The following is a 16,787-nucleotide window of genomic DNA, read 5'->3' as shown; positions in this document are numbered from 1 at the left end:
TCTCTTTTTTTGTTAATACTTTCTTCTTAGGAAAATAGGTACAATATGAAGAGGAAGAACATTGGAAGAGGAGAGTGCCATTTGAAAAAAAGAAAAATAGCAGTTGTAATTGTAGCGTATACAGTGTTGCTCACAACATCTATATATACATACAAGGAGCAACTAGATCATCCTATTATGAGTGATGTAGGAAAGTTGCTTCCAACGAAAATTAAACGTGTTGAAAATGCTGAGGATGAAAGTTCATTAAAAAAGTTAGTGCAAGATGCAAATGTTTCTGGAGAGAAGATTTCTATTGCAGGTATGCAACATAGCCAAGGCGGGCAGACGTATTATCCGAACGGTACGATGCTTGATATGAAAGGGTATAATGAAATATTAGAATTCGATCCGGAGAAGAAGAGGATTAGGGTGCAAAGCGGTGTCACATGGAATGACATTCAAAAGAAAATCAATCCATATGGTCTTGCAGTTCAAGTGATGCAATCTCAAAATATTTTTACTGTTGGTGGTTCATTAAGTGTAAATGTACATGGGCGTGATATTCGTCATGAAGCATTGATTGATACAGTAGAGTCGTTCAGATTGTTAATGGCAGATGGTACGGTGCGTAATGTAAGTAGAGAAGAAAATGCTGACTTGTTTCCGTATGTAATTGGGGGATATGGATTGTTTGGTGTGATTTTAGATGTGACGCTACAGTTAACAAACGATGAATTGTATGAAACGCATACGAAGGTACTAGATTATAAAGAATACTCTTCATATTTTAAGGAGAAGGTGAGAAGGGACGAGAATATACGCATGCATTTAGCGCGTATTTCTGTTGCCCAAAATTCATTTTTAAAAGAAATGTATGTGACAGATTATGTACTGGCAGAAGATCGAAAGAAGTTGAAAGAGTACAGCAAATTAAAAGAAGAAAATATTATAGCTGCGCCGAAATTTTTGCTCGGGTTATCACGTTATAGTGACTGGGGAAAGGACGCATTTTGGGATATACAAAGAAGTTATTTTGAACGTACAGATGGAAAGTTTGAAACACGAAATAATGTAATGAGATCTGATAGTGCTTTTATGGAATATGATAATCCAAACTTGACCGAAGTTTTACAAGAGTATTTTGTACCAATAGATAGTTTTGCAGAGTATATAGATGATTTACGAAGTGTTTTAAATGAAGAGGAATTAAACCTTCTTAACATTACAATCCGCTACGTAGAAAAGAATGAGAATGCGGTGCTATCTTATGCGAAAGATGATATGTTTGCGCTTGTACTTCTAATCAATCAAGGGCGCTCTGAAGAGGAAATAAAGAAAACAAAAGTGGTCATTCAGAAGATGATTGATGTTACTTTAAAGCATAATGGAAGTTATTATTTACCGTATTATTCTTATCCGGAAAAGGAGCAACTAAAGAAAGCGTATCCTCGCATAGAAGAATTCCTTCAGAAGAAGAAGGAAGTAGACCCAGAGGAAAGGTTTGTGAATTTATTTTATAAGGAGTATAGCAAATGACATATAGAAGATTTGTAGCCTCACAAAGCATTATTATGATGGCGGGTAGCATGGTATTTCCTTTTTATATACTATTGCTTCGAAATGTTGGAAATAGTTTCTCGCAATTTGGTTGGGCGTACGGCTTATTTGCCTTAACTTCAGCTCTAGTATATCCGTTAGTTGGAAGAATCTCTGATAGGGTGGGAGATAGAAAGCTATTAATTGTATACGCTTGGTCTATGGCTATATTAATGCTTTGTTTTCCTATTGCAACAGAAGTTTGGCATGTATATATTCTCCAAATTTTAATGGGTATTTTAGGTGCTGTGCAGCGTAATACCGAGAAGACGTCGTTAGCACGAAAGGTAGCGCATAAGGAAGCTGGTTATGAAATTGGAAAGTACCATGTATGGACATCAATTGGTGGAGGGGTAGCTATAATTGCAACTGGTTACTTAGTGGATTTCTTTACGATTGGAACTATTTTTTACATTGCTTCCGTTTTATATGTAGTTAGTGGAGTTGTATTAAGCCGTAGTGATAAATAATTAAAAGTATTTCTATTCCCATTTTTACCTGATTACCCTTTATTTGTTATACTTATGGAGAAGACAAAAGAAAAGGGGACATTGCCTTTGATGAAATTTATAATTTTAGCTATTCTCACTTTGTTTTTGATTCCATGGACTAGAAGCGGTAATAAAATTCGCGCGGTGGATAAAGGAGGAAATGAGAAAGTTGTAAAGGGTAAGAAATCATCTATTTTAGTTATTCCTGTTTTATTTTGGATAGGTATTGCAATCTATGAATATTTTTGGCTAATTGATGATCGAGCAGATTCGATTCTTACTCATTATTCTGTTGCAGTAGCAATTTTAATTGGGCTTGTTTTATTTTCACAAGAGCAGGTAGGGAAATTAGAAGGTACCTTAAAAGGACTTCTAATGTTTGTTTTACTCGTAAGTTACGGCTATTTTGGTTATTTGCACGATATAGTAATCTCGCAAAAGAAATATGATTCGGTCGTGAAGGTAGAGAAAGATATTTCAGAGCCATTTACTGAAAATGACCAACCGTTTACAGTTCCGCCTAAAACAGCAGAAAATAAAATGAAAAAGGTATTTGGTGATATTCCGAAAGTAGCTTATTTTGAGCTAGGGGAATTAACGCCACAAATGGTAAATGGTGAAGCCTTGTATGTAGCACCGATAGAAGTTTCGGGATTTTTTAAAGCACGTAAAGCGGAAACAATTCCAGGTTACGTAACGATGTCAGGTACAAATCCTGATGCGGAAGCAAAATTACATCTTGGTTATAAAATGAAGTATGTACCAAGCATGTTTTTCGGTAATAAATTAGAACGTGCCGTTCGAAAGGCAGAGCCAGATTTAATTTTTAAAGGGAAGCCAAAATTTGAAGTTGATGATAAAGGAAAACCGTATTATACAATGACATACGGTGAGTTTATTTCAGGGAGATCAGGGTTTGAAGTAGAGGGTGTTGTCGTTGTTGATGCACAAACAGGTGATGTGAAACGATATGATAAAGGGAATGCACCTAAATTCGTTGATGGTGTATTAAATCATGAAACAGCATCTACATTAAATACGTACTTCGGAAAGTATATTCACGGATTTTGGAATACGAAATTCTCCCAAACTGACATGAAGCTTCCGACTGAGTGGGGGACGAAGGAAGGCGTTACGCCAATCTTCGGAAAGGATGGTAAACTGTATTACTTTACAGACTTTACCTCTCCGAAAGAAGGAGTAGATTCTGCCCTCGGTTACTCATTAGTTGATGCACGTACAGGAAAGTTGTATTACTATAACGGAAAAGAAGTGAAGGGAATTATGGACGGTTCGGCTGCTACAGAAGTAGTGGATAATTCCTTTAAGAGAGAGAAATGGCATGGAACAATGCCAGTTATTTATAACGTATATGGTAAACCTTCTTGGATTGTACCGGTTATTGATGACGGAGGATTAGTACGTGCTCATACTGTTATATCTGCTTCTAATGCAAAAGTGTTTGCAACAGGTTCAACGCAAAAAGAAGCACTTGAGAATTATAAAAATGCGCTGAGTGGAAGTGGTGATTCATTTAGACCGACTTCAAATGGGAAAGAAGCGCAAAAAGAAGGTATTGTACAACGTGTGTATAAAGAAAAATCAGGTGAAAATACGATTGTGTACGTACTATTAGAAAACGAGCAAAAAGTATTCATGGTACCGGCGAAGAAATTCCCATATGCAATGTTTACAGAAGTGGGAGATCCAATTCAAATCACATATTTAGACACAGGAGAAATGATGGCATCTGTATCTAAATTTACAAATAGTAATTTGAAAAAGTAAAGCGATAGAGATTCTATCGCTTTTTTTTTTACATTATTAAACAGGAAAATACGGTATACTTGACGTATATTTATGTTGTAACTATAATTGTTACGATTGAGTAGTTATATGAAAGGGTGAATGGAAAAAGTGAATGGAGTTAATCACGAAGTATATAAACCTGTAAAAACAAACAGGTTATGGATGATTCTTGTATTAGGGACACTTACGGCAATTGGGCCATTATCTATTGATATGTATTTGCCTTCTTTACCAAAGTTAACGGATGATTTACAAACGGGTGCATCCCTTGCGCAGCTTACATTAACTGCTTGTCTGCTTGGGCTTTCAGTAGGACAGTTATTTATTGGTTCAATTAGTGACATTTACGGAAGGCGCAAACCTCTTATTATCGCTCTTATTATTTATGTTGCTTCTTCTTTACTTTGTGCTGTTGCACCATCTATTTGGAGTTTAGTGCTTTTACGTTTCTTACAAGGTGCTTCAGGATCTGCTGGTATCGTTATATCACGTGCAATGGTACGTGATATGTATTCAGGTTCTGAAATGACGAAGTTTTTCTCATTACTTATGTTAGTAAATGGAGCAGCACCTATTTTGGCACCGATTATTGGAGGGCAATTATTACAGTTCACATCATGGCGCGGTGTCTTTATCGTCCTTGGAGCAATTAGTGTATTCATGCTCATATCAGCTACTTTCGTATTACGTGAAACATTACCGCCTGAAGAAAGAGAGACAGGTGGTTTGTCAGGAACATTGGCGACATACGGAAAGCTTCTGAAAGATCGTTTGTTTATGGGGTATGCATTGTCGCAAGGATTAGTAACAGCGGCAATGTTTGCGTACATTTCAGGATCACCATTTGTGTTGCAAAATATATACGGGGCATCACCACAAGAGTTTAGTTTGTTCTTTGCGATTAACGGTATCGGTATTATTATTGCTAGTCAAGTTACTGGTCGCTTAGCTGGGAAAGTGAATGAGAAAACTTTATTTGTTTTCGGTATTGTTATTGCGGCTGTTGGCGGTCTATCGTTACTACTTACAATCGTATTAGGAATAGGTCTAATCGGTGTTTTATGCTCGCTATTCCTCGTCGTGTCAAGTGTTGGGGTTGTATCAACAACTGGCTTCTCGTTAGCGATGAGAAATCAAAAACAAGCTGCAGGAACAGCATCAGCTTTACTAGGTTTATTACAGTTCATTTCAGGAGCGCTTGTTGCACCGCTAGTAGGTATTGGCGGAAGTAATACAGCACTTCCTATGGGTGTTGTTATAGCTCTTTGTGAAATAGGTGCTGTACTATGTTATGTATTCATGGCAAGAAAAAGTGAGAAGCAGTTTGAACTGCAACAAAAACAAAATTTAGAGGCTTAATAAAAAGAGCTGATTCAAACATTTCTCTGAATCAGCTCTTTTTTTCATTTCTTTGAAATAACTCATGCAAAAGTTACTTGAATAAAGTGACGATACTGTGACAAAAATGTGGGTATATATATTAAGAGATCATCTTAAGTGCAAAATTTAGGACATTCTCGGTATAATAAAACAGGTGGAGATAAAAGAAACTATAATTAGAAGTAGCTGTAGATAAAAGGAGAATTAAAGATGAAGAAGGTTTTGGGTATTGCTGTAATGGGAGGTATGCTCCTTCTAGCGGGATGTAATGGAAATAAAGACACGAAAGATACGAAAGAACCGAAAGAAAAGGTAGAGCAATCTACTGAACAGACAGAAGATATGAAAGTGTATCGCGAGGTACATGAGAAGTATGATGTGAAGATGAACAAAGAAATTAATAAAGCGTTACAGTTATTTGAAGTGGCAAAAGAAAAGGGCGGTAAGGAAATAACTAATGCTAAATATAAGGAAGACGTGCAAAATGTAACAACGGGTATGTTAGAAGATATAGATCATATGCGTAAAGAAATTCGTGTACCGAAGTCGAAAGAACAAGAACATGAAATGTATGTTGGTTACTTAAATGAATCGGAACAAGCGATGAAAAAATTACAGAAGTTAGCTAAAGAAGAAGATTCATCGTTGATTCGTGATATAGAAATTAATTTTTCAACAGCATCGACATACTATAAACGTTTTCAAACAGAAACGGAAAAATAACCTTGCGCATGAAAGGTTATTTTTTCTTCTTACCATCTCCGTCTTCATCTTCGGATACTAATACTTTCTGTTCTTCGTGAAATTCTGAAATTGTTTGTCCAGTAATATTATCGAATGGAGTGTAAAAAGAAGTGATACGTTTCTTTTTAATGAAGAGTTTGTAGAAGCCGATGATGACGAGTATGACGATTGTTAATGGCAATCCTATAGTAGCTAGAAGTAAGGGATCCATCTTATAACTCCTTTAAAGTAATTAATTTTATTATAAGTTAAAGTAGTGATTTTAAAAAATAACGCCATTAAAAACTGATTTTTCTAAATATATCTAATTTGATTGACTTTTCATTTTTTCAGAATTATAATTCGAAATATACAATTTGAACCAAATAATAATATAGCAATTTACTTATCCAGAGAGGTAGAGGGACTGGCCCTATGACACCTCAGCAGCGGGTTCTGCAATAGAACACCGTGCTAATTCCAGCAAGCAAGTCTTGAAAGATAAGTGATGGGCCTTTGTTTATTAAGCCTTGATCTTATTTTTTAAGATCAAGGCTTTTTGTGTTCTAAGAAATGGAAAAGGAGTAATGGGGACAAATATACCAATAAAACAAAGTAAAATCATGAGTTTAGGAGGTTATTGAAGTGTATGTTATTAAAAAATTAGTGGTTATGGTGTTTACACTATGGATCATTACGACAGTAACATTTTTAATAATGCATATTATTCCAGGGGATCCATTTTCATCAGACGCGAAAATCTTTCCTGAAGAAGTGATACAAAACATGAGAGCTAAGTATCACCTTGATGAACCGTTATGGAATCAGTATGTTGCTTATTTGGATGGGGTAGTTCATTTTGATTTTGGTGAATCTGTTCAATCGACAGGTCAAGGTGTATCAGAAATTATAACAACCGGTTTTGGACCGTCGGCAATTATCGGTTTACAAGCACTTGTTATTTCATTGTTAGTCGGAATTGCTGCAGGTACATTTGCCGCGCTATATCATGGGAAAGTGATTGATTATAGTGTGAGCTTGCTTGCGATTCTCGGTATTTCTATTCCAAGTTTTATTTTAGCACCACTATTTATACAAGTATTCGCCATTCAATTTGAATTACTACCAGTGGCGTCTTGGGGAACATTCGAGCATACTGTATTACCTTCCTTCGCATTAGCGCTAGGGCCAATCGCAGTTATTACAAGATTTGTTCGCTCTAATATGATTGAAGTGTTGCAGAGTGATTATATTAAGCTAGCGAGAGCGAAAGGGATACCAATTAAGAAAATCATTATAAGGCACGCTCTTCGAAATGCGATTGTTCCGGTACTTACATTTGTTGGTCCATTAATGGCTGGACTTTTAACAGGGACTTTCGTTATTGAAAAAATCTTTTCAATTCCTGGTTTAGGAAAATATTTTGTAGATAGTATTTTTAACCGAGATTATCCGGTGATTATGGGAACAACCATTTTCTATAGTGCGCTATTAATTGCATGTATTTTTATTACAGATATCATTCATCGTATTGTTGATCCGCGCATTCGTTCTATTACGTAAGGAGGGGATATTTAAATGGGGGCTTATGAAATTAATGACCAGTTATTAACGAATGAAGAGAAAAAAGAATTAACGATAAATAAAAATCAGCAAACGATTAGCCGGAAAAAGGAAGTGTTTCGCAAGTTTGTATCAAATCCTATAGCAGTTTTAGGGGCAGTGACGTTATTACTAATTATTATTTTCTCGCTTGTTGGCGAAAGTTTAACGTCATTTACTGCAAGTGAACAAGTAAAAGAAGCAACTAATTTACCGCCTAGTAGTGAGCATTGGTTCGGAACAGACGATTTAGGGAGAGATATTTGGGCGCGTACTTGGGCTGGTGGGAAAATTTCATTAACAGTTGGATTGGTAGCAGCAGCTCTTGATATAGGACTTGGTGTACTTATCGGAGGTTTTAGTGGATATGTGAGAGGGCGTAATCGTCTTGGAACGTTAATTGATGAGTGGATTATAAGAGGGATTGAAGTGTTATACGGCATCCCATATTTATTAATTGTTATTTTACTATTAATCGTTATGAAACCAGGACTTTTTACAATTATAATCGCCCTTGCGTTAACGGGATGGATTGGCATGGCACGTCTCATTAGAGCGCAAGTCTTGTCTTTAAAACAAAGAGAATTTGTTATTGCAGCAGAGCGATTAGGTACACCTCATATGAAAATTATATATGGGCATTTAATTCCAAACTTAACGGGGATTATTATCGTCAATTTATCATTTACAATTCCAGCAGCTATTTTCTCAGAATCATTTTTAAGTTTTATCGGACTTGGCGTACAATCACCAGCGGCAAGTTGGGGCACGATGACGAACGATGCACTCGGGACATTACTAAGCGGAGAGTGGTGGCAACTTTTCTTCCCGGCAATCATGATTGCACTAATCATGTTCGCATTTAATGCGATTGGTGATGGTTTGCAAGATGCGATTGATCCGAAAATCGTAAAACGTAATCGAAAGGAGAAAAAACATGGCACAAATCTTATCTTTAGAAAACGTAACGTTGGCCGTTGAAAAAGAGAATAGTAAGCAAGCAATTGTGAAGCATGTTTCCTTTTCTATTAACGAAGGTGAAATAGTTGCACTTGTCGGAGAAAGTGGTTCAGGGAAAAGTGTTACAGCACAATCAATTATCGGCTTAAATCAAGAATCGATTTATATTGATGATGGAAATGTATCTTTCCAATCAAAGGAATTAACAGATTTACAAGAATCAGAATGGAATCAAATTCGCGGGAAAGATATTTCCTTTATCTTTCAAGACCCGCTTTCATCTTTAAATCCGACGATGAAGGTGGGAAGACAAATTACAGAAGTAATCGTGCAACATGAAAAAAAATCGAAAAAAGAGGCAAAAGAAATTGCAATTAACTTACTAAATGATTTAGGGATACATGAAGCAGAGAAACGCTTTGAACAATACCCGTATCAGTTAAGCGGAGGGATGAGGCAGCGTATTTGTTTAGCAATTGCGTTTGCATGTCACCCGAAGCTCGTTATTGCAGATGAACCTACAACGGCATTAGATGTAACAATTCAAAAACAAATTATGGGGTTATTAAAAGAGCGAAAAGAAAAGCAAAATACGAGTATTTTATTAATTACTCACGATTTGGCACTTGTGCGTGAAATCGCTGACCGAGTAGTAGTTATGTACGGGGGGCGCATTGTTGAAAAAGGAACGATTCAAGAAGTAATTGGCTCTCCTAAGCATCCTTACACGAAAAGCTTATTGCAAGCAATTCCGAATATGGATGATTCAGAAAAGGTACTCCGGGCAATTGAGGGAACAACACCTTCAATTGAAACGTTAAATAGTTTTGGGTGCCCGTTTGTGAATCGTTGTCCTGTAGCGATAAAAGAATGTATCCATCGTTTTCCGGAAAAAACATCGTATTCTGGGGAGCATAGTTCGCATTGTTGGCAACACATTCTAGAGCACAATAAAGCGAAATCAAAAGAGAAGGTGAATGCTTCATGACGACAGATTTAATAGCTGTAAAACAAGTAACAAAAACATATGGAAGTAAAAATAAAGAAATTGCGGCGCTAAAAGGTATATCACTTTCTATTCCGAAAGGAACAACTCTTGGCATTATCGGAGAAAGTGGTTCAGGAAAAACAACACTTGGTAAGCTCATAGCTGGAATTGAAAAACCAACGTCTGGTGAAATTGATTATAACGGTCAAGTTGTTCACACGCTGAAGTCAGCTAATAAGCGAAATTTCTTACAGAAAGTACAGTTTATTTTTCAAGATTCCACAGCTGCATTAAATCCGCGCTGGAAAGTACGCGATAGCGTAACGGAAGGATATATTTCATTCGGTTTAGGCGATAAAGGATTGAAAGATAAAGTCGCAGGTGATGCACTAGAGCGTGTTGGATTAGATAGACGATATATTGATCGTTATCCCCACGAATTTAGCGGTGGACAACGCCAACGTATTGCCATTGCAAGAGCGCTATTATGTGAGCCAGAAGTATTAATCCTTGATGAACCAATTTCAGCATTAGATGTTTCACTGCAAATCCAAATTGTACATTTGCTGCAAAAGATTCAAAAGGAACAAGGCTATACATATTTATTTATCGCACATGATTTACCGATGGTTCACTATTTATGTGAAAAAGTGGCTGTCTTATACAAAGGAGAACTTGTTGAATTTGGAAATACGGACGAAGTATTCCGTAATCCACAACATTCTTATACAAAAACATTATTAGCATCAACACCAAAAATTTCAGGTTAAAGGAGAATGTAGGATGAAGAAGTTTTTACTGTTTGTCATTATGACTGTTTTAGCAATTACCTCTGTCGCTTGCGGTAAGAAAGAGACGCAAAAGGCGAGTGCTGGTAAGGGTGAAGGAGATCGATTAGTAACGAATATTAGTAGTGATCCATATACACTTGATTCCGCTATTGCGACAGATAGCACGTCAGGTTATGTAATTGGGCAGTTGTTTTCAAGTTTATATACGCAAGATAGTGATGGGAAATATCAAAATGAATTGGCAGAGAAAGAAGAAGTAAACGCTGATGGGACTGAGTATACAATTCATTTAAAGAAAGATATTAAATGGTCAGATGGTTCTCCTATTACAGCAAATGATTTTGAATTTGCATGGAAGCGATTATTAAATCCGAAGACGGGTTCTATGAATGCGACAGAAATGTATTTTATTAAAGGTGCAGAGGCATATAATACTGGAAAAGGTGAAGAAGGACAAGTTGGTATTCAAGTCGTTGACCCTCAAACATTAAAGGTAACACTTGAGCACCCAGTTGCTTCTATTAAACAAAAATTAGCAAGTTCACTATTTATTCCATTATCTAAAAAATCAATTGATGATAACAATAAATTAAAAACAGATCCAAAAGAGTTAATTACAAACGGACCATTCACGTTAAAGGAATGGAAGCATAACCAAGCCATTACAGTACAAAAAAATAAAGAATACTATGATAAAAAGGTAACATTAAAAGAAATTGAGTTTCGTATTATTCCAGACTCTAAAACAGCGTATCAATTGTACAAATCAAAAGAATTAGATTTGCTAAGTAGCTTACCACAAGAGATGATTGAAAAAGAAAAAGGAAACAAAGAATATAAGCGTGTTGCAGGATTCTCATCTTATATTTATTCGTTTAACGTAGAAAAAGAGCCGTTTACAAACGCGAAAGTACGTAAAGCATTTTCATTAGCGGTTGATCGTAAGTTTATCGTTGAAAAATTGTATAAAAATAATGCACAAGAAGCATATGCATTCGTTCCAGAAGGAGCAAAAACACAAGGTGGTCGTGATTTCCGTAAAGAAAAAGGTGATTACGTAAAATTCGATCCGGCAGAAGCGAAAAAATTATTAGAAGAGGGTATGAAAGAGCAAGGTTGGTCTACATTACCTGAAGTAACATTAAAATTCACTACAGATACACAGCATAAAAAAGTAGCAGAAGCGATGCAAGAAATGTTCAAGAAAAATCTTGGTGTAGATATTAAATTAGAAAATAAAGAGTGGAAGAGTTACATTGACACATATAAGCAAAGTGATTTCCAATTAGCTTATATGGGATGGGGTGGCTCTCTATTAGATCCAATTACTAAACTAGATTTATATGCAGGTGATGGTCCAAACAACTATGCAAAATGGCATAATAAAGAATTTGACGCTTTAGTAAAAGAAGCAGAAGTTGAACAAAACGAAGATAAGCGTTTTGACTTATTGCATAAAGCAGAAGATATTATGTTTGATGATACACCATTAATTCCAATTATTTTCCCAAGCTCTTCATATTTACAAAAATCATCAGTATCTGGCGTCCAATTCATTATCGGTTCTAGTCCAGAACTAAGATACGTAAAAATTAAAAAATAAAGAAGTAGGCAACCGCCTACTTCTTTATTTTATTTCTCTCTTATATTCTTTTTTCGTTCCGTCAGAGAAGACAACTTCTAAAGCGAATTTTTGATAGTCTTTATCAAGTTTGAATACATTTACTACTTGATCAATTACTTCTTGATCTGGTGTATTTTTATCAAATTTTAATTCTTGTAGAAGAGGGCTTAATTTTGTAATAGCCTCGTCGCCTGTGAACTTTACATCTGTTTTATGGTCTTCAATTTTTGCTTCCATTTTTTTATCTGCTGCTACATTTTTATAGTCTGCTTCGTAGTCTTTCTTCGTATCTTGATAGTCTGCTTTTAAATCAAATTCATTAAAGTTTAGTTTTAAATCTGCAGGAGCTTCATTCTTTGCCTCTTCTGTAGTCTTTTTATTAGAAGTTGCATCTTCTTTTGCAGGAGCTTTACATCCTGTTAATGCAGGTACTAGCATAAGAGCTAATAAAACTGATAGTAAAATTCTCATTATAAATTCCTCCTTATGTAACTTCTTTCTATACAAGCTTTTCCTAATTTCATGTAATTATGTATGTGTTGAAAATAAATTATTTTCTTATGGATTCAAGGATTAATCCGCAATTTAAATCAAAAAGGATTTGTATGTATATGGTAAATTGAAGTTGTGAGGAGGTAGTGAAATGCAAAAAGTGGCGAAAGAGAATTATTGACAATTATTAGAAAAGTAATATAATCAAAATGTAAGTGATCACTTACATAAGGAAGAGAGGGTTGTATGGCGCGCTCAAAGACAGCAGAAAAAATCATTCAAGCGGCAATTGAATTAGTGAAAGAAAAAGGATATACGGCAGCAACAACGAAAGAAATTGCAATGCGTGCTGGTGTTAATGAAGTAACGATATTCCGCAATTTTAAAAGTAAGAAGGGTGTTATTGAAGCTGCGGTTGCTGAATTTTCATATATACCGCATTTAAAACAATTTTTGCAAACAGAAATTGTGTGGGAATTAGAAACTGATTTAAAGAACTTAGCAAGGCATTATCATAAATTTTTAAATAGTATAAAAGATATTATTTCTATCGGTATACGTGAGGCGAGAGAATTTCCTGAATTAGATGAGGAAATATCGAAAATTCCAAAAGGATTAAAAGAGGAATTAATAATTTATTTTGCCAAGATGCAGGAACAGGGCAAGATTATTCATACAAATATTGAAGCGCAAGTAATGAATTTTATATGGATTAATTTTGGTTACTTTCTATCTAAATTGCGTTTTGAAAACCGGCTTATGGAAATTGATGATGAGAAATTTATTGAGAATAATATAGTTTTATATGCTAGGGCTTTAAGACCCTAGTATTTATTTAAAATAAAATGCAAGCAAGTGCTTGCTTGCTAAACAGGAGAGCGAGAAGATGGATACATTAAAACAGTTTTTAAAACGACCAGGTACGTATGTGGGAATGGTAGTAGCGCTATCGTTCCAGCTTATTTTCTTTTGTGTGTGGTTAACGGCGTATGATGGAGTGAACGAAAGAGCAGATCAAATGCGTATTGCTATTGTGAATGAGGATGGAAATATAGGGAGTAAAATAGCAGAAGGCTTACAGAGAAATTTACCATTTCAAGTGAAGAAAGAACAGTCTATGGAAAAAGCAAACGAAGAAATGAATGATCATGTGTACGATATGATTATTGAAATTCCGGCTTCTTTTTCAAAAGATATAAATGAAACAGGAAAAGCAAATTTAAACTTCCACATTAATCAAGCGAATGCCATGATGGCAAAGCAAATGATGGAAGGAGCAGCAAAACAAATTCGAGATAATGTGAATAAAGAGATAGCAAGTCATAAAGAACAAGCGATTGTTGGAAAATTACAAGCTGTAGGACCTGAGAATGTAGAAGTGATAAAAGGTTTAACAGGAGATTCAATTGGTTTTACAGTTCATAAAGTAAATGATGCAAAAGGATTTTCAGTTAATATGGTACCACTAATGATTGTATTAGCTTCATTTGTAGGAGCAATGATTATGAGCATGGAATTATCAAAAGTTGCAAAAGAAGTAAAAGATGGTTGGAGTAATTTTTTATCACGACAAATCATTAACGGTACAGTATCAATTTTGCTTGCATGTATTACAATTGGTTTGATGAAAGGATTCCAAATTGAAATGCACGAAACAGTATGGGGTATATGGGTGTTTCAAGCGATAGTCTTCTTCGCATTTCTTTCATTAACACAAATGTTTATAACTGTTTTCGGAAATGCAGGTATGATTTTTAATATTATCTCTCTATCGTTACAACTTGTAAGTTCGGGTGTAATAGTACCACATGAGATGCTTTCTAAAACATATCAAATAATCGGTGAGTTATTTCCCGCAACATACGCAGCGAATGGTTATTATACAATAATATTTGGTGGAGTTAATTTAGAGGGAAATGTTATTTCATTATTGTTTATTATTTTAGTTACACAATTGGTAGCGGGAATCGCTATAGGTATAAAAGGGAGGGCAAAGGGAAGAAGCTCTGTAGTTAAAGAAGTATAAAGTAAAAAAGGTATCCCACGAAGGATACCTTTTTTATTAGTACTTATCCCGCAGTAACGGGCAGTAAGACTCCCACCCCAAAATTCGGCGAATGCGAGGGAGTTAGGCGGGAGATCAACTGCCCGTAAAAGCCCGATTGGTTCAACTAATAATCAGTGGGGATGGACAAAACCCCCACTGATTAAAGTTTCACTTTATTATTTTGCAACTTCTGTCCACTTGTAGTTAAATTCACCGCCGAAGTCAGTTGTTACAAGTCCTTTAATAAATCCGCGTTGTAAGTAAGAGCGACCTTGTTGGTATAAAGGAGCGACAGCACCATCTTGTAATAAGATTTTTTCAGCTTGCTTCATTGCTTCCCAGCGCGCTTTTTCATCACCAGCTAAATCTGTTTTCACTTTATGAATTAGCTCGTCGTACTCTTTGTTAGAGTATTTATCGAAGTTATAAGCACTATCTGTTGTGAATAGATCTAAGAATGTAATAGGATCCGCGAAGTCAGGGCCCCAGCCATCGATTCCGATTTCGTAATCACCACTTAATAGTAGTTTCAACTGTTGTTTACGTGGTTGCGGTTTTAAATTCACTGTTAATCCATCTAGATTCTTTTCTAGTTCACCTTTTAAATATTCGCCAGTCTTTTTAGCTAAAGCATTATCACTTGTTAATAGTTCAAGTGTTACTTTGTCAGTACCAAGTTCTTGCTTCGCTTTTTTCCAATTTTCTTTCGCTGTTTTCACATCATCTTTGACTAGATTTCCGTTTTCTTTACGGAAGTCGTTGCCATCTGGACTCTTTGCGAACTTCGCAGGAACCATTCCTTCGGCTGGAATTGCACCGTTATTTAAAATTGTTTCTACGTAAGCTTTCTTATTCATTGCTTCGTTAATAGCGAGGCGTGCATGTTGATTTTTTAGTGTTGCATTTTTCTGATTTAGTCGTAAGAATTGAATGCCGACTTCAGCGCGTTCCTTGAAGTTTGGATCGCCCTTATATTTATCAACAAACTCCGCAGTTAAAGCAACGCGATCAATTTGTCCTGAATCATATAAGTTAACTTCTGTAGATTTATCTTTCACAACATTGAAGTTGATTTCTTCTAATTTTACAGTTTTAGCATCCCAATAGTTAGGATTCTTCTTTAATTGGAAACCTTGTTCATGTTTCCAATTATCTAATGTGAAAGCGCCGTTGTAAATTAAATGATTTGTTTCTAAACCGTATTTATCACCTTGAGATTTTAAGTAATCTTCATTAATTGGTAAGAATGTTGAGAATGTCGTTAAGTTTAAGAAGTAGGGAATAGGACGGTCTAGTTGTACTTCTAAAGTTTTGTCATCAAGAGCTTTGACACCTAATTGATCAACTGGTAATTGTTTTTGATTTATTTGTTTCGCATTCTGTATGTCGAAGAATAAGAATGCATATTCAGCTGCTGTATCAGGATTTACGGCACGTTGCCAAGCGAAGACAAAGTCTTTTGCTGTAACAGGAGTACCATTTGACCATTTTGAATCACGAAGATGGAATGTATATTTTGTTTTATCGGGACTAACGTCAACCGACTCAGCAACACCAGGAATAGGTTTATTATCTTCTCCCATTGCATATAAACCTTCAAAAACATTTCGCATTACGTTCATGGATTCCCCATCCGTTGCTTTTGCAACATCCATTGTTGGAATTTCTGAAGCAAATGACAAGTTAATTGCCTGTTTATCAGGTACTTTATCGCTTGCTTTCGCTCCGCTTGCATTATCTTTATTTCCCCCGCAAGCAGTTAGTAGTAGACTTGCCCCTAAAACAGATGCAACAACAGGTACAACTTTTTTCTTCATTGTTCTTTCCTCCCTAAATGTGTTGTTCGTAACGTCATAATGTCCATGTCTTGAAGTGTAGCTATAGAAGAGAAAACCTATTATGGATATGTGTATGTAGGTAGTCAGGTGTTCTATATGTATATACATGTTGAACTATAATCTATCGTTATATGTTTCAACGTAGTAGACATTACATTTTGATGGTGAAATATTTTGTTTCTTTGATTATTTAGAATATTAACATTAGAAAGAACTATATGTCAATAATAAAAATAGAATGTTAATTTCTTGGAATAATATATTAAAAAAGTAGATTCACTCATATTAAGGAATCTACTTTTAATATATTTTTCCGAAAAAACAATGGGAGTTGGTGGAAACACGATGATTAAAGTCGCATTTTATCCCGCATTAACGGGCAGTAAGATCCCCACCTCAAAATTCAGTGAAAGCAAAGAAGTTAGGCGGGAGATCAACTGCCCGTAAAAGCCCGATTGGTGAGG

At 35.6% G+C, this 16,787-nt stretch carries 15 protein-coding genes and 1 riboswitch; of the genes, 12 read left to right on the top strand and 3 right to left on the bottom strand.

Annotated elements, in window-relative coordinates:
• Positions 1-81: 81 nt before the first annotated feature.
• The 5 genes from FT637_RS23775 to FT637_RS23755 all read left to right on the top strand — a co-directional run bounded on the left by FT637_RS23775 (position 82) and on the right by FT637_RS23755 (position 5,981).
• The gene (locus FT637_RS23775) at positions 82-1,518 is read left to right on the top strand and encodes an FAD-binding protein (protein WP_193648373.1); all 1,437 of its coding nucleotides are present in this window, start codon (positions 82-84) and stop codon (positions 1,516-1,518) included.
• Positions 1,515-2,048 (top strand): MFS transporter, encoded by a 534-nt coding sequence (locus FT637_RS23770; protein WP_193648372.1) that lies wholly within the window; start codon positions 1,515-1,517, stop codon positions 2,046-2,048. Before FT637_RS23775 ends, FT637_RS23770 begins: the two co-directional genes overlap by 4 nt.
• A gap of 90 nt (positions 2,049-2,138) precedes the next feature.
• Entirely contained in the window at positions 2,139-3,857 is a 1,719-nt protein-coding gene (locus tag FT637_RS23765; protein ID WP_193648392.1) for a DUF3981 domain-containing protein, read from the top strand.
• Positions 3,858-3,977: 120 nt separating this feature from the next.
• Positions 3,978-5,237, top strand: a complete 1,260-nt coding sequence (locus FT637_RS23760) for a multidrug effflux MFS transporter (RefSeq protein ID WP_193648371.1) — start codon at positions 3,978-3,980, stop codon at positions 5,235-5,237.
• Between the two features lie 231 nt (positions 5,238-5,468).
• The gene (locus tag FT637_RS23755; RefSeq protein WP_193648370.1) at positions 5,469-5,981 is read left to right on the top strand and encodes a hypothetical protein; all 513 of its coding nucleotides are present in this window, start codon (positions 5,469-5,471) and stop codon (positions 5,979-5,981) included.
• Positions 5,982-5,997: 16 nt separating this feature from the next.
• Here FT637_RS23755 and FT637_RS23750 read toward each other — a convergent pair whose 3' ends face one another.
• Complete coding sequence (locus FT637_RS23750) at positions 5,998-6,213, bottom strand: DUF3951 domain-containing protein (RefSeq protein WP_000371386.1); 216 nt, start codon at positions 6,211-6,213, stop codon at positions 5,998-6,000.
• Between the two features lie 171 nt (positions 6,214-6,384).
• A riboswitch (SAM riboswitch) is annotated at positions 6,385-6,489 on the top strand.
• A gap of 137 nt (positions 6,490-6,626) precedes the next feature.
• Here FT637_RS23750 and FT637_RS23745 point away from each other — a divergent pair.
• From FT637_RS23745 to FT637_RS23725, 5 genes are read left to right on the top strand one after another with little or no spacing between them, the layout of a single operon-like run.
• Entirely contained in the window at positions 6,627-7,544 is a 918-nt protein-coding gene (locus tag FT637_RS23745; protein ID WP_193648369.1) for an ABC transporter permease, read from the top strand.
• A gap of 15 nt (positions 7,545-7,559) precedes the next feature.
• Complete coding sequence (locus FT637_RS23740; protein ID WP_193648368.1) at positions 7,560-8,564, top strand: ABC transporter permease; 1,005 nt, start codon at positions 7,560-7,562, stop codon at positions 8,562-8,564.
• Entirely contained in the window at positions 8,521-9,531 is a 1,011-nt protein-coding gene (locus FT637_RS23735; RefSeq protein WP_193648367.1) for an ABC transporter ATP-binding protein, read from the top strand. Before FT637_RS23740 ends, FT637_RS23735 begins: the two co-directional genes overlap by 44 nt.
• Positions 9,528-10,301, top strand: coding sequence for an ABC transporter ATP-binding protein (locus FT637_RS23730; protein ID WP_002202036.1), 774 nt, complete (start codon positions 9,528-9,530; stop codon positions 10,299-10,301). Before FT637_RS23735 ends, FT637_RS23730 begins: the two co-directional genes overlap by 4 nt.
• A gap of 13 nt (positions 10,302-10,314) precedes the next feature.
• Positions 10,315-11,925, top strand: coding sequence for a peptide ABC transporter substrate-binding protein (locus tag FT637_RS23725; RefSeq protein ID WP_193648366.1), 1,611 nt, complete (start codon positions 10,315-10,317; stop codon positions 11,923-11,925).
• A 24-nt stretch (positions 11,926-11,949) separates the two neighbouring features.
• Here FT637_RS23725 and FT637_RS23720 read toward each other — a convergent pair whose 3' ends face one another.
• On the bottom strand, positions 11,950-12,417 hold the full coding sequence (locus tag FT637_RS23720) for a YusW family protein (protein ID WP_193648365.1): 468 nt from the start codon (positions 12,415-12,417) through the stop codon (positions 11,950-11,952).
• Positions 12,418-12,684: 267 nt separating this feature from the next.
• On the opposite strand from FT637_RS23720, the gene FT637_RS23715 reads away from it, so the two are divergent.
• Both FT637_RS23715 and FT637_RS23710 read left to right on the top strand, forming a co-directional pair.
• Positions 12,685-13,266 (top strand): TetR/AcrR family transcriptional regulator, encoded by a 582-nt coding sequence (locus tag FT637_RS23715; RefSeq protein WP_002151292.1) that lies wholly within the window; start codon positions 12,685-12,687, stop codon positions 13,264-13,266.
• Positions 13,267-13,324: 58 nt separating this feature from the next.
• Complete coding sequence (locus FT637_RS23710) at positions 13,325-14,464, top strand: YhgE/Pip domain-containing protein (RefSeq protein WP_193648364.1); 1,140 nt, start codon at positions 13,325-13,327, stop codon at positions 14,462-14,464.
• Positions 14,465-14,661: 197 nt separating this feature from the next.
• Here FT637_RS23710 and FT637_RS23705 read toward each other — a convergent pair whose 3' ends face one another.
• Positions 14,662-16,302 carry a peptide ABC transporter substrate-binding protein gene (locus FT637_RS23705; RefSeq protein WP_193648363.1) on the bottom strand — a complete coding sequence of 547 codons (1,641 nt, stop codon included), beginning with the start codon at positions 16,300-16,302 and terminating at the stop codon, positions 14,662-14,664.
• Between the last annotated feature and the right edge of the window lie 485 nt (positions 16,303-16,787).

Origin of the sequence: Bacillus cereus, assembly GCF_015071065.1 — a bacterium.
GTDB classification, from domain to species: domain Bacteria; phylum Bacillota; class Bacilli; order Bacillales; family Bacillaceae_G; genus Bacillus_A; species Bacillus_A cereus_BA.
This window is presented reverse-complemented; position numbering and strand designations above follow the sequence as displayed.